Here is a 14,061-nt window from a genome sequence, read left to right on the forward strand (position 1 = left end):
GGTCGCACCGTGCCCCTTCACGACACCGAGCTGCGCAGCTTCGCCTCCGACAACTACTCCGGCGTCCACCCCGAGGTCCTCGAGGCGGTCGCCGCGGCCAACGGCGGCCACCAGGTCTCCTACGGCGAGGACGTCTACACCGAGCGGCTCCAGGAGGTCCTGGCCGGCCACTTCGGCAGGCCGGTCGAGGCGTTCCCGGTGTTCAACGGCACCGGCGCCAACGTGGTCGCGCTCCAGTCGATGCTCCCCCGCTGGGGCGCGGTGGTCTGCTCCTCCAACGCCCACATCCACTGCGACGAGAACGGCGCCCCCGAGCGCATGGGCGGCATCAAGCTGCTCACCGTCGACGTGCCCGACGGCAAGCTCACCCCCGACCTGATCGACCAGCAGGCGTGGGGCTGGGGCGACGAGCACCGGGCCCAGCCCCTGGTCGTCTCGATCACGCAGACGACCGAGCTCGGGACGGCGTACACCCCTGACGAGATCGGCGCGATCTGCGACCACGCCCACGAGCGCGGCATGCGCGTGCACCTCGACGGCGCCCGCATCTCCAACGCCGCCGCCTCCCTGGGCGTGCCGATCAGCGTCTTCACCACCGACGTGGGCGTCGACGTGGTGTCCTTCGGTGGCACCAAGAACGGCATGCTCATGGGCGAGGCCGTCGTCGTGCTCGACCCCTCCGCTGCCGAGGGCCTGAAGTACCTCCGCAAGATGTCGATGCAGCTGGCCTCCAAGATGCGTTTCATCTCCGCCCAGCTGATCGCGCTCTACGAGGGCGACCTGTGGCTGCGCTCGGCCTCCCACGCCAACGCGATGGCGACCCGGCTGGCCGACGGCGTCCGCGGGCTCCCCGGGGTCGAGCTCACCCAGCCCGTCGAGGCCAACGGGGTCTTCGTGATCGTCCCTGACGACGTCACCGAGCAGCTGCGCAAGCGGTTCCGGTTCTACGACTGGGACGCCGCCCGCGGCGAGCGCCGCTGGATGTGCTCGTTCGACACCACCGAGGCCGACGTCGACGCCTTCGTGACCGAGCTCCGCTCGCTGCTGTAGTTCGGAGTTGTGGTCGCTCATCTGGTGCTGTGACAGCACTTGTGCGGCCATCACTCCGATTGACAGCTGGCGCGGGACCCAACCGGCAGGGGCCGGCCGACGTTCTACCCATGACAAGGTGCTGAGCACCTGCGACGACGGGGAGGGTGGATGGCCGACCGGGCGGGCTTCACCGAGTACGTCGTCGCGCGCCGCGCGCTGCTGCACCGCACCGCGTGGGTGCTGACCGGCGACCACCACCTGGCCGAGGACCTCGTGCAACAGGTGCTGACGAAGCTCTACCTGCGGTGGCCGCGGGTCGAGCGCATGGACTCGGTCGACGCCTACGTGCGTCGCATGCTCGTCAACGCCAACGTCGACCGCCTCCGGCGACGCCGCCACCTCACGGGTCTCGACTCCGTCGACGCGGTCGCGATCTCGCCTGACAGCGACGCACTGCTCGACCTGCGGCAAGCGCTCGAGTCGCTCGCGCCGGGTCAGCGGCGTGCCGTCGTGCTGCGGCACCTCTGGGGCCTGTCGGTCGAGGAGACCGCCGCCACGCTGGGGGTCTCCGCCGGGACCGTGAAGTCCCAGACCTCCGACGCGCTGCACCGCCTGCGCGACCTGCTCACCACGACAGACCCGAGGAGCCACCGTGACCGATCGTGACCTCGACGAGCTGCTCGGCCGGATCCCCGTCCCCGCGTACGACGTCCGCGACGACGTCGCGCGCGGCACCACCCGTCTGCGGCGTCGCAACGGGACCCTGAGCGCCGCCGGACTCGTGCTCGCTGCGACCGTCGGCACAGCCCTGGTGCTGCACGGCGGCACCGGTCCGAGCACCGCACCGCACTACGCCGGCCGGCCGTCGGTCAGCGCGACACCGGAGCAGCCCTCGCCGAGCCCCGTCACCTCGTCCGAGCCTGCGGTGGTCCGGCCCTCGCCCGAGGCTCGTGCGATCCCGCCCGCGAACTACGACGAGGCGGTCCCGGTCCTGCGTGCCTGGCGCAACGTGCTGGCCGAGCACCTCGGGGACCGGGTCCGCTGGGCGCAGAACTCGCAGTCCGGAGGTGAGGCGATCGGCTCGAAGTACGACTGGGCCGGTGGCGGGATGCTCGAGCTCATGGTCGGACGACGGTGGGACGACATCGCCGGCTTCGTCGGGTTCGTCGGCAACGAGCGGACGACGTTCCGTGGCCTGCAGGCGCGCACCTGGACCGACGGGTCGGACCGCCTGGTGTCGGTCAGGCACCGCGACGGCACCGTCGTCTCGCTCTACGCCTCCACCAGCTTCGGCAACAACGGCACCTCCACCGACACACTGGGGGTGACCCAGCAGGCGCTCCTGAGGGCCGCGGCCGACCCGAGGCTGCGTCTGCCGTGAGGGGGCGCCGTCGAGCTGGTCGGAGGCCCTGCGAGCCGAGAACGTGCAGATCAGCCGCAGCGCCGGCAGGTCAGAGGTCGGTCAGCGTCTCCACCAGCCGCGCGACGGGGCTGTCGAGGCCCCAGCGGGCGGACAGCTCGACCAGCCGGTCGGGGTCGGCCGGGGTGCGCGGCAGCCCCAGCTCGACGTCGCCGAGGTCCAGGTCGCGGGCCACCCGCACCACCTGGGGCGCGACGGCGAGGTAGTCCGCGGCGTCGGCGAGCTTGCGGCGCGGCCCCGGCGCCAGGTCGGAGCCTGGGTCGGCGACCGCGGCGGTGAGGGCGTCGATGTCCGGGAAGCGCCCCAGCAGGGTCGCGGCGGTCTTGTCCCCCACGCCGGCCACCCCGGGCAGCCCGTCGGAGGCGTCCCCGCGCAGGGTGGCGAAGTCGGCGTACTGGCGGGCGTGGACGCCGTACTTGTCCTTGACCCAGGCGTCGTCGACCCGCTCGTGCAGGCGCACGCCGCGGGCGACGTAGAGCACGCGCACGCCGCGCTCGTCGTCGACGAGCTGGAACAGGTCGCGGTCGCCGGTGACGATGTCGACCGGCATCGACGCCTGCGTCGCGAGCGACCCGATCACGTCGTCGGCCTCGTAGCCGTCGGCGCCGACGACCGCGATGCCGAACGCCTCGAGGACCTCGAGGATCACCGGGACCTGCGCCTGCAGCGGGTCGGGCACCTCCTCGACGTCGGGGGCGCCGGTGCGCTCCGCCTCCACGCGGTGCATCTTGTACGACGGCAGCAGGTCCACGCGCCACTGCGGGCGCCAGTCGTTGTCCCAGCAGCAGGCCAGGTGGGTGGGGGCGTACTCCCCTGTCAGGCGGCTGATGAAGTCCAGCAGCCCCCGCACCGCGTTGACCGGGGTGCCGTCGGGGGCGGTCACCGAGTCGGGGACGCCGTAGAACGCGCGGAAGTAGAGCGAGGCGGTGTCGAGCAGCATGAGGCGCTGGGGACGGTCCGGGCCGTGGGTGGGCATGGCCGGAGCATAGGCGGCGTGGACGGGCTCCCCAGGCAGGCACGGGATCGCTAGGGTGACGGCCGTGGAAGACACCGATCGGGCGATCCTCGGGCTGCTCGCAGCCGACGGGCGCATGTCGTTCACCGACCTCGGCAAGGCCACCGGGCTGTCGACGTCGGCGGTGCACCAGCGCGTGAAGCGGCTCGAGGGCCGGGGCCTGATCCGGTCCTACACCGCGGTGCTGGACTACGACGCGATCGGGCTGCCGCTCACGGCGTTCATCTCGATCCGGCCGATCGACGCCTCCCAGCCCGACGACTCCCCCGAGCGGCTCAGGGACATCACCGAGATCGAGTCGTGCTGGTCGGTGGCCGGCGACTCGTCGTACCTCCTCAAGATCCGGGTCGCCACGCCTCACGACCTGGAGAACCTGCTGGCCCGCATCCGCGCGGCGGCCAACGTCACGACGCGTACGACGATCGTGCTCTCCACGCCCTACGAGGGCCGCCCGGTCGCCGACTGAGGCTGGTCGGCGCTCCCCGCCGGCGCGTGACTCGTCGCCGAACCCCGAGAAGTAGATCGGGGTGATGGACGCTTGGCACGTGCCACAACGCCAGATGAGCGACCGTAACCCCGATCTACAGCTGGGGGGTGGCGGTCACTCGGTCATCGAGGAGTAGGCCACGACCCCGCGGCGCAGGGCGCCGACCGTCTCGCGGGCGGTGGCACGGAGCTCGGGCGTGGGGGCGGCGTCGGCCACCTGGCCGGCCAGGTCGAGCAGCTGCTTCATCCAGCGCACGAAGTCGCCCGCGGCGAGGTCGGTCTCGGTGAGCACCTCGTCGAGGTGGGCCCCCGCCGCCCAGCGTTGGGAAGCCCAGGCGAAGCCGAGGTCGGGCTCGCGCAGGAAGTCGACCCGATGGTCCTTCTCGGTGCGCGAGAGGCGCCCCCACAGGGTGATCATGGAGGCGATCACCTCGCGGACCTGGCCGTGGGGCGGGCGGGGCGAGCTCTGGTCGTCGGCCCGGCGCGACTCGTAGACCAGCACCGAGAGGGCGGCGGCGAGGTCGGGGGCGGACAGGCCGTCCCACAGGCCGGTGCGCAGGGACTCGGCGACGACGAGGTCGAGCTCGGTGTAGACGCGCATCAGCACCCGGCCGGCGTCGGTGACCTCGTGGTCGGTGGAGAGGTAGCCCAGCGAGGTGAGTACGTCGCAGATGCGGTCGAACTGCCGCGCGATCGTGTTGGTGCGCGACTCGATCCGGCGCCGCATCGTCTCGGTCTCGCGCGAGAGCTTGTGGTAGCGCTCGGCCCAGCGGGCGTGCGACTCGCGGTCCTCGCAGGCGTGGCAGGGGTGGGCGCGCAGCTCGGCCCGGATCCGCGAGATCTCCTCCTCCGTCGCACCCCGGGTCGGGTCCGCGGCGGCGGCGCGCTTGCGGCGCTGGTTGGGTGAGCCCGGGTCGAGCGTCCTCGTGCGCTCCTTGAGCGCGTTGGCCAGGTCGTTGCGCGACTTGGCGTTGCGGCCGTTGAAGTTCCTCGGCACGCGCATGCGGTCCGCGGCGCGCACCGGCCGGTCGAAGTCGATCATGCCCAGCCGCCGTGCCTGCTTGCCGACCGTCACGACGTAGGGGCGCGGGTCCTCCCGGTCGGCCCGTTGGCCGGGATCGACCACGACCGCCCAGCCGGAGAACTTGCCGGTGGGCACCTGGATCACGTCGCCGGGACGCAGCGCGTCGAGGGACTCCACCACCTCGTCGCGGCGGTCGCGCCGGCGCGACCGGGCGGCCTCCGCCTCGGTGTCGCTCAACCGGCGCCTCAGGGCGGCGTACTCCATGAAGTCGCCGAGGTGGCAGGTCGCGGCCTCGGCATAGCCGCTGAGCCCCTCCTCGGCCTTGCGGAGCTGCCGGGCGAGCCCGACGACCGCCTTGTCGGCCTGGAACTGCGCGAACGAGGACTCCAGCAGCTCGCGCGCGGTGGCGCGGCCGAACTGGTGCACGAGGTTGACCGCCATGTTGTACGACGGCCGGAACGACGAGCGGAGCGGGTAGGTCCGCGTCGACGCGAGACCGGCGACCTGGCGGGGCTCGAGACCGGGTGCCCAGAGGACGACGCCGTGACCCTCGACGTCGATGCCGCGGCGGCCGGCGCGACCGGTGAGCTGGGTGTACTCCCCCGGCGAGATGTCGGCGTGGGTCTCGCCGTTCCACTTCACCAGCTTCTCGAGCACGACCGAGCGGGCGGGCATGTTGATGCCGAGCGCGAGGGTCTCGGTGGCGAACACGACGCGGCAGCGGCCGGCGGCGAACAGCTCCTCCACGCACTCCTTGAACCGAGGCAGCATGCCGGCGTGGTGGGCGGCGATGCCGCGGGTCAGCCCGTCGAGGAAGTCGTGGTAGCCCAGGACGGCGAGGTCCTCCTCGGGCAGGTCGGCGCAGCGCTCCTCGACGAAGCGGAAGATCTCGTCGCGCTCCTGGGGCGTGGTCAGGCGCAGGTTGGCGCTGAGGCACTGGGTGACCGCGGCGTCGCAGCCCACCCGGCTGAAGATGAAGTAGATCGCCGGCAGCAGCCCGTCGCGGTCGAGCCGGTCGACCACGTCGAAGCGTGAGGGCATCATCGCGCGACCGGGACGGCCGTTGCCCGCGTGGCGGGGCGTCTTGCCGCGACCCTTGGGCGTGCGGTGGTCGCGCACCCGCCGGTGGACCAGGTCGTCGCGGGCGACGCGGGTCAGCTCGGGGTTGACCCGGGCCTCGGGGCCGGTGTCGCCGGACTCGTCGAACAGGTCGTACATCCGTCGCCCGACCATCACGTGCTGGTAGAGCGGGACCGGCCGCGTCTCCTCGACGATCGTCGTGGTCGACCCGCGCACGGTGGCCAGCCAGTCGCCGAACTCCTCGGCGTTGGAGACCGTCGCGCTCAGCGAGATCAGCGCCACCGACTCGGGCAGGTGGATGATCACCTCCTCCCACACCGCGCCCCGGGAGCGGTCGGCGAGGTAGTGCACCTCGTCCATCACCACGAACCCGAGGTCGAGCAGCGTGCGCGACCCGGCGTAGAGCATGTTGCGCAGCACCTCGGTGGTCATCACCACGACCGGCGCCTCGCCGTTGACCGAGTTGTCGCCGGTCAGCAGGCCGACCTTGTCGGCGCCGTAGCGGCGCACCAGGTCGGCGTACTTCTGGTTGGACAGCGCCTTGATCGGCGTGGTGTAGAACGCCTTGCGTCCCTGCGAGAGCGCCAGGTGCACGGCGAACTCGCCGACCAGCGTCTTGCCCGACCCGGTCGGCGCCGCCACGAGGACGCCGTCGCCGTCCTCGACCGCCTCGCAGGCGCGGACCTGGAAGTCGTCGAGGGGGAAGTCGTAGAGCTCGCGGAAGTCCGCCAGCACCGGGTGGGGCTGCTCGCGGCGGAACCGCGCGTAGCGCTCGGCGTGCGACTCGGTCTCAGTCATGCTCAGCCCCTACCCAGTCGTGCCCGACGAGGACCTTCAGCGCCGCCGGCTCGGCGGTCACGGTCAGCGGCAGCGGGCCCAGGCGCTCGCCGTCGGCGTACGCCGTGATGCCGGCCGCGGCGATGCTCACCGTGTGCACCCGGTGGTGCTCGAACGCCGGGTGGTCGCGGTGGGTGGCGTTGAACAGCGTGGGGTAGGTCCGCACCAGGTCGGGCTTGGAGATCGGGTGGAAGAACACCACGTCGAGCAGGCCGTCGGTGACCGAGGCACCCTCGGTGATCCGCAGCCCGCCGCCGAACGACGGGCCGTTGCCCACCGCGACCATCATCGCCCTGACCCGGCGGACGTCGCCGTCGAGGTCGAGGGTGTAGTCGATCGGGCGGAACACCCGCAGCTCGGCGAGCGTGGCGAGGTTGTAGCGCATCTGGCCCCGCGGCCACCGCATCGCGTTGGCCCGCTCGTTGACGATCGCGTCGAAGCCCGCCGACAGCACGCACAGGAAGCGCCGGCCGCCCGTCCGGGCGAGGTCGATCGTGCGCACCCGGCTGGCGACCACGACGTCGGCGGCCCGTTGCGGGTCGGTGCGCGGCACCCCGAGCATGCGGGCGGCGTCGTTGCCGGTGCCGGCCGGGACGACGCCCAGGGCGGTGTCGCTGTGCGCCAGCGCCTGGACCGCGAGGTGGACGAGACCGTCACCGCCCACGACGACCAGGGACTCCACCCCGTCGGCGACCGCCTGCCGCGCCAGGTCCTCGGTCTCGGAGGCGTCGCGGCCCTCGACCTGCCGGACGTGGAAGCCGGCCTCGGTCAGCCGGGGCACGACGATCGCCGCCGTGCGGCGCGCCGTCCCCCTGCCCGAGACCGGGTTGGTCAGGAGGACGATCTCGCGGGCCACGACCTCAGCCTAGGAGAGCCGGGCACACCGGCGCGCGCGACGCCTCGGGAGGACCTACGTCCCGCAGATCGAGGACCTCGGCGGGCCGACATCACTCTCAAGGGGGACGCCCCCACCCGAGGCGCGTCCCTAGCGTCCTCCCATGCGTCGCTCGGGAATGCTCTCCGCCCTCGTCCTGCTCCTCGGCCTCGGCCTGGTGGTGGGGCCCGGGTCACGCACGGCGCAGGCGCTCTCCTCGGCCAACGTGGCCCTCATCGTGTCGATCACCGGGGTCCAGGTCGGCAACCCGATGACCACCGAGTCGTGCGGGATGGACGGCACCTCCCAGGTGATCCCGGTGACCATCCAGGCCGACTTCTTCCCGGCCCGGCCCGACGTCGACGTGGTGGGGCCCTACGCGACCGTGACCTGGGACGGCGGGTTCGGCAGCTTCGACGACCACTACCCCGACGACAGCAAGCACCAGGTCTTCCACGTCCTGGTCCGGCCCTCCGACAACGACTGGCACGGCCAGGGCACCTACTCCTTCCGCGCCACGGTCCAGGACGTCGGGATCGGCATGGGCTCGGACTCGGTCGTCGTCGACGCCGACCTGTCGGAGATGTCACCCCTGGCGTGGCCGCGCGAGGTCAAGTGCCCGATGGGCGCCAAGCCGGTGGACCCGAGCTCCTACCTCAAGAGCGTCGGGCTGGCCGCCGGCAAGATCGTCTGCGAGTTCTGCACCAGCGCGCTCGAGCTGCTCGACCAGGTCAACGGGTACGGCGAGATGTCCGGCAACCTGCTCCGTCGCGGGGTGCTCGAGGACCCGCCGGACCCGGCCTTCCGCACGATCCCCACCCCGGCGACTCCACCGGTCCTCCCCGTCCCGGACGGGCTCACCTCCGAGCAGTCCACCGCCGCCCTCGCGCTCGAGGCGACCTACGCGTCGTACGTCGCCGACCTGCGGGGGCTGGTCGACGCCGGCAACCGCGCCTGGGGGGCGGCCAACGCGGGCAGCCGGACGTGGTACCTCGCGCAGCGGCAGGCGCTGGCCCGGTTCGCCTCCGCAGCCGCCGCCGACGCCCGCTCCCTCGCCACCCGGCACGCGGCGCTGGCCGCGACGTTCACCGGGGCCTCGGCGCTCCCGACCCACACCGTCACCCGCGCCGACGTCGACGGGGTGCTCGGCGAGCTCAGCCGGACCCACCTCCCGCCCGCCGGTGAGCGCGCGGTGCTCACCGCGCTCGGGGCGACCGAGGCCGACCAGCGCGAGATCGCCCTGATGCTCCAGCAGGGCTACCCCGAGCGTGTCCTCGGCAAGGTCACCGGGGCACAGCTGTTCACGACCACGCCCGACCTCGCCGCGATCTCCTCCGGCCTGCTCTCGCTCTCGCAGTGGGCGCGCGCCACGAAGGACGTCGCTCCGCCCGTCGTGACCGGTCTCAGCACGCACCGGGCGCCGAGCGGTGGCGCGCGCTGGATCGCGGTCACCGGCACCAACCTCGCGAGCGTCACCGGGCTGTCGTTCGGCGCCTCGACGCCGACCACCGGGCAGGGTCGCGACCTGAGCTGCTCCGAGACCCGGTGCGACGCCGTCGTGCCCGCCGGGCACGGCACGGTCCACGTGAGCGCGTTCGGCCCCGGCGGACCGTCCGCCCGCACCGACGCCGACCTGCTCACCTACGTCACCCCGGTCGCACCCCAGGTCACCCGGGTCTTCCCGTCCAGCGGTCCGCTTCTCGGCGGGACGCAGGTGAGCATCTGGGGCACCGGCCTCTCGGACAGCCTGGTGCGCTTCGGTCCACAGCTCGCCCTCGACTGGACCTGCAGCGACACCCGCTGCACCGCGCGGGCCCCGCAGAGCGAGCACGACGGCCGCGTCGACGTCCGCGTGTCCACCGACGCGGGCACCTCGCCCGCGGTCGCCGACGACGGCTTCACCTACCTCGCCGGGGAGCCGCCCCCGCCGCCCGCACCCACGGTGTCCGGCCTGTCGGCCACCCACGGCAGCCGGTCCGGCGGGGACCGGGTCACGGTCACCGGCACCGGGTTCACCGGGGCCACCGACGTCCTGTTCGGCACCAGCGCCGGCACGGACGTCGAGGTCGTCGACGCCACGCACCTGCAGGTCACCACCCCGGACCACGCCCCCGGGCAGGTCCACGTGAGCGTGTCGGGACCGGGCGGGTCCTCGGCGGCCGTCGCCGCCGACCGCTTCACCTTCGACAGCCTCGTGCCCAGCATCACCGCGCTCAGCGCGGCGTCCGGCCCGTCGACCGGCGGCAACACCCTCACCGTGACCGGCAAGGCGCTCAACCAGGGCATGGTCGTCCTCGACGACGGGGCGCCGGCCGAGGGCACGTGCACGGCCACGGCCTGCGTGGTGACGATGCCGCCCCACGCCGAGGACGACGTCGACGTCACCGTCGAGACGGCCAGCGGGGTGTCGGTCATCTCCACGGCCACGCGCTACCACTACGCCCTCGCCTCGGCCCCGCTCGTGCGCTCCCTCACGCCCGACACCGGGTCGACGGCGGGTGGGGACACCCTCGCGGTCACCGGGCTCCGGCTCGACGGTGGCCAGGTGACCGTCGGGGGCGCCGACGCCGACCCCGTCTCGGGCCTCGGCTGCGAGCCGACGCTGTGCGTGGTCACCGTCCCGCCGGGCTCGGCCGGTGACCGCTCGGTGGTGGTGACCCGCGTCGACGGGACCCGGTCGGCGGCGTCCGCCGCGGCGACGTACTCCTACGTCCGGCCGGGTGCGCCCCGGGTCACCTCGGTCTCCCCCGCCACCGGCTGGGTCCACGGGCTCGACACCGTCAACGTGTACGGCGACAACCTGCTCGGCGGGACCGTGCGGTTCGGTGGGGCCGAGGCCCATGGCTGGACGGGCGTGGACTGCACCCAGTCGGTGTGCACGGTCGCGCCGGCCTGGCGCGACACGACCGGCTCGGTCGACGTCACCGTCCGCACCCCGGGCGGCACCTCCCCGGTGACCGCGGCCGGTCGCTTCACCTACGTCAGGCCGACCGTCACGGCCGTGACCCCGAGCAAGGGCTGGACCATCGGGGGCACGACGGTCACCGTGACCGGCTCGCACCTGCGGGGGGCCGACCTGTCCTTCGACGGCGTGCCGGGCACCCAGGTGGCCTGCGAAGAGACCTCCTGCACCGCCGTGGCGCCGGCCGGGGCCGCGGGCCCGGTGCACGTCGTCGCGACGGCGAACGACGGCATGGTCGAGTCCGTGCCCTCCTCGGCCGACGTGTTCACCTACCAGCAGCTGCCCGTGCCGACGGTCTCGTCGGTCTCGCCCAACCGCGGCTCGGACGCCGGCGGCGACACCATCGTGGTCACCGGGACCGACCTCGACGCGGGCATCGTGCGCATCGACGGCGACCAGCTGCAGGGGACCTGCTTGCCGACGCGCTGCGAGGTGGTCACCCTGTGGCACGCCGACGGCGCCGCGCCGCTGACCGTGACCACCGACGGCGGCACCTCGGCGCCGCGGACCTACACCTTCGCCACGCCCGCCGTCCCGACGGTCACCGGCGTCACCCCCAGCGGCGGCCGCGCCGGGGGCGGTGACGTGGTGACGGTCACCGGCAGCGACCTGACCAACGGCTCGGTCACCTTCGGGGGCACCGACGGGCTGGTGGCCGGCTGCACCTTCACCTCCTGCCGCGTGACCGTCCCGGCCCACGCGCCGGGCGCCGTGCACGTCCAGGTCACCACGCCGGCCGGCACCTCGGCGACGTCCACCGCCGACCGGTTCACCTATGCCACGCCTCCCACGCCGGTCGTCACCGCCCTCTCCCCGCGCAGCGGCCCGCGCTCCGGCGGGAGCGCCGTGCGCCTCACCGGCACCGACCTCGACGGCGCGACGGTCGACTTCGGCGGGGTCCCCGCAGCGGCCCAGCAGTGCACCCGGACGTGGTGCGAGGCCACGGCGCCCCCCGGCACCCCGTCCACCGTCCACGTCCGCGCCACGACGTACGGCGGCACCTCGGCCGCCACGGCCGCCGACACCTTCACCTGGAGCCCAGTGCAGGTCGACCGGGTCCCGATCGAGGGCCTGTCCGACGGGGCCGCCGCCGGTGGCGGGCACCTCGTGGCCGCACCCGACGGCTCGGTCGACTTCGTGATGCCCCAGCAGGACGCGGTCGGGCACGTCACCGCGGGCGGCACCACGACGTCGTACGCCGTCCCGGACGCGAGCTCGCTGCCGGTCTCGGTGACCCGGACCGCCGACGGGACGGTCTGGTACACCGAGCAGACGCCCAACGTCGTCGTCGAGCACCGGACCGACGGCACGGAGGTGCGCCACGACCTGCCCGGCCAGCACGAGGACGTGCGCGACCTCGTCGCAGGCCCGGACGGCCGCGTGTGGTTCGCACTCGCCGCCTCCGACGCCATCGGGGCGATCGACCCGGCGACCGGCAGGGTCGAGGTGCACGCCCTCCCGACCGTGGCGGCGTTCCCGGTCAACCTCACCGTCGGTCCCGACGACCGGATCTGGTTCACCGAGGGGCACGCCGGCCGGGTCGGGGCCATCACCACCGACGGCGAGGTCTCGGAGTACGCCCTGCCCTCGGGCAACAGCTCGCCCTGGGACATCACGACCGGGCCCGACGGGAGGCTGTGGTTCACCGAGTCCGGCGGTCACGCGCTGGGCGCGGTCACGACCGGCGGCGCGGTGACGGAGTACCCCGTCGCCGGGCTCGGCGGCTCGCCGTACGCCCTGACCTCCGGCGCCGACGGACGCGTGTGGTTCACCCGGGCGGCGATGGAGCAGGTCTCGGCGATGGATCCCGCGACCGGCACGGTCACCGACCACCCCCTGCCGCCCGACCCCGGCGGGGTGGTCGCGCACGGCGACGAGCCCCGCTACCTCACCACCGCGACCGACGGGAGCATCTGGGCCACCGAGCTCAACGGCAACGACCTCGTCCACGTCACCGGGACGACGACCGGGGTGACGCCCGCGGTCACCGCGCTGAGCCCGGCCTGGGCCGCGCCGGGCGCGACCGTCACCGTCACCGGCGCCCACCTCCAGGGAGCGACCGCGGTCAGCTTCGGCGGCACGCCGGCGACCGGCCTCCAGCAGGTCGACGCCGCCCACGTGCGCGTCGTGGTGCCGGCCGGCTCGGGCACGCCGACCGTCACGGTGACGACCCCCGCCGGGACCACGGCCGCCGCACCCGCGGCGGTGTTCCACTACGGCACCCGGCCCCCGGAGACCCCCGTCGTCGAGACCCTGTCACCGCCGTCGGGCCCGGGCGGCACCGTCGTGGAGCTCACCGGCCGCCACCTGACGGGCGCGACCGTCCGGGTGGGCGGCGTGGCCGCCACCGCCACGACGTGCCTCGCCACCCGGTGCACCGCCACGGTCCCGGCGGGGTCGGGCACCGACCCGGTCACGGTCACGACCCCGGGCGGACAGGCGACCGCGTCGCAGAGGTTCACCTACGACACGTCCCCGCCCGCCCGTCCCGCCGTGAGCAGGATCAGCCCCACCAGCGGCACCACCACGGGGGGCACCAAGGTCACGGTCACCGGCACCGGCCTCGCCGGCGGTCGGGTGCAGATCGGCCTGCGTCAGGTCGACGCGACCTGCTCGGCCACGACCTGCACCTTCACCACGCCCGTCTCGGGCACGGGGCCGGTGCACGTCCGGGTCACCGGCGACGGGGGCACCAGCCTCCGCTCCTCCGCCGACGTGTTCACCTTCGCCGCTCCGGTGACCCCGGTGACCCTCGCGCTCACCTCGGCGCCGAGCGTCGTCACCGCGGGTGGCACGGGCACGGTCAAGGGCACGCTCACCACCACCTCCGGGGCCCGTCCGGTCGCCGGCACCCGGGTCTGGCTGCAGACCCGCACGCCGGGCACGAGCACCTGGAAGGACACGGTGTCGGCGCTCACCACCTCCACCGGCACGGTCGCGCTGGCCCTCAAACCGGTCCGCACCCTCGAGGTCCAGCTGCGCACCGGCGCCGTCGACGGGCACACCGCCGCGACCTCCGGCCGTCGTACGGTCGGGTGCCGGGCGGTGGTCACGGCCACCTTCTCGGCCACGACGATCACGAAGGGCTCCTCGAGCCGCCTGAGCGGCAAGGTCACTCCGTCGTACGCCGGCCACCAGGTGTTCCTGCAGCGCCGCACCAGCTCCGGCTGGACCACGGTGACCTCGCGGACCCTGAGCTCGACCAGCGGCTACACGTTCACGATCAAGCCGACGACGAGGGGCACGTTCACCTACCGGGTCCGGCTGCCCAAGGACACGAGATTCTGGCAGTCGCTGAGCCGCGAGCGGAGCCTCAAGGTGACCTGAGCCG

8 protein-coding genes are annotated in these 14,061 nt (G+C 73.7%); 5 read left to right on the plus strand and 3 right to left on the minus strand.

Annotated features, from left to right (window positions below):
- The first annotated feature begins 9 nt into the window (after positions 1-9).
- The 3 genes from J2S63_RS19770 (at position 10) to J2S63_RS19780 (ending at position 2,413) form a co-directional block, all read left to right on the plus strand.
- Positions 10-1,050, plus strand: a complete 1,041-nt coding sequence (locus J2S63_RS19770) for a threonine aldolase family protein (protein WP_310305976.1) — start codon at positions 10-12, stop codon at positions 1,048-1,050.
- A gap of 150 nt (positions 1,051-1,200) precedes the next feature.
- On the plus strand, positions 1,201-1,698 hold the full coding sequence (locus J2S63_RS19775) for a SigE family RNA polymerase sigma factor (protein WP_310305978.1): 498 nt from the start codon (positions 1,201-1,203) through the stop codon (positions 1,696-1,698).
- Entirely contained in the window at positions 1,685-2,413 is a 729-nt protein-coding gene (locus J2S63_RS19780; RefSeq protein WP_310305980.1) for a hypothetical protein, read from the plus strand. The genes J2S63_RS19775 and J2S63_RS19780 overlap by 14 nt, the downstream gene beginning before the upstream one ends.
- Positions 2,414-2,483: 70 nt before the next feature.
- On the opposite strand, the gene J2S63_RS19785 is transcribed toward J2S63_RS19780, so the two are convergent.
- Positions 2,484-3,428: a 5'-3' exonuclease gene (locus J2S63_RS19785; RefSeq protein ID WP_310305983.1), complete on the minus strand. Its 945-nt coding sequence runs from the start codon at positions 3,426-3,428 to the stop codon at positions 2,484-2,486.
- A gap of 64 nt (positions 3,429-3,492) precedes the next feature.
- Here J2S63_RS19785 and J2S63_RS19790 point away from each other — a divergent pair, with 64 nt between their 5' ends.
- Positions 3,493-3,933 carry an Lrp/AsnC family transcriptional regulator gene (locus J2S63_RS19790; RefSeq protein WP_310305985.1) on the plus strand — a complete coding sequence of 147 codons (441 nt, stop codon included), beginning with the start codon at positions 3,493-3,495 and terminating at the stop codon, positions 3,931-3,933.
- Positions 3,934-4,068: 135 nt separating this feature from the next.
- Here the strand turns inward: J2S63_RS19790 and J2S63_RS19795 are convergent, their stop codons facing one another.
- Together J2S63_RS19795 and J2S63_RS19800 are read right to left on the minus strand one after the other, a co-directional pair.
- Positions 4,069-6,855, minus strand: coding sequence for a DEAD/DEAH box helicase (locus tag J2S63_RS19795; RefSeq protein ID WP_310305988.1), 2,787 nt, complete (start codon positions 6,853-6,855; stop codon positions 4,069-4,071).
- Positions 6,848-7,750, minus strand: coding sequence for a diacylglycerol/lipid kinase family protein (locus tag J2S63_RS19800; protein WP_310305990.1), 903 nt, complete (start codon positions 7,748-7,750; stop codon positions 6,848-6,850). Before J2S63_RS19800 ends, J2S63_RS19795 begins: the two co-directional genes overlap by 8 nt.
- A gap of 142 nt (positions 7,751-7,892) precedes the next feature.
- On the opposite strand from J2S63_RS19800, the gene J2S63_RS19805 reads away from it, so the two are divergent.
- On the plus strand, positions 7,893-14,057 hold the full coding sequence (locus tag J2S63_RS19805) for an IPT/TIG domain-containing protein (RefSeq protein ID WP_310305992.1): 6,165 nt from the start codon (positions 7,893-7,895) through the stop codon (positions 14,055-14,057).
- Positions 14,058-14,061: the final 4 nt, after the last annotated feature.

Source organism: Nocardioides marmoribigeumensis (assembly GCF_031458325.1).
Classification (GTDB): domain Bacteria; phylum Actinomycetota; class Actinomycetes; order Propionibacteriales; family Nocardioidaceae; genus Marmoricola_A; species Marmoricola_A marmoribigeumensis.

Bases quoted from the DNA above. Each gene is read 5' to 3' on its own strand.
- J2S63_RS19775 (WP_310305978.1), top strand. From the start codon at position 1,201: ATGGCCGACCGGGCGGGCTTCACCGAGTACGTCGTCGCGCGCCGCGCG.
- J2S63_RS19785 (WP_310305983.1), bottom strand. From the start codon at position 3,428: ATGCCCACCCACGGCCCGGACCGTCCCCAGCGCCTCATGCTGCTCGAC.
- J2S63_RS19795 (WP_310305988.1), bottom strand. From the start codon at position 6,855: ATGACTGAGACCGAGTCGCACGCCGAGCGCTACGCGCGGTTCCGCCGC.
- J2S63_RS19805 (WP_310305992.1), top strand. From the start codon at position 7,893: ATGCGTCGCTCGGGAATGCTCTCCGCCCTCGTCCTGCTCCTCGGCCTC.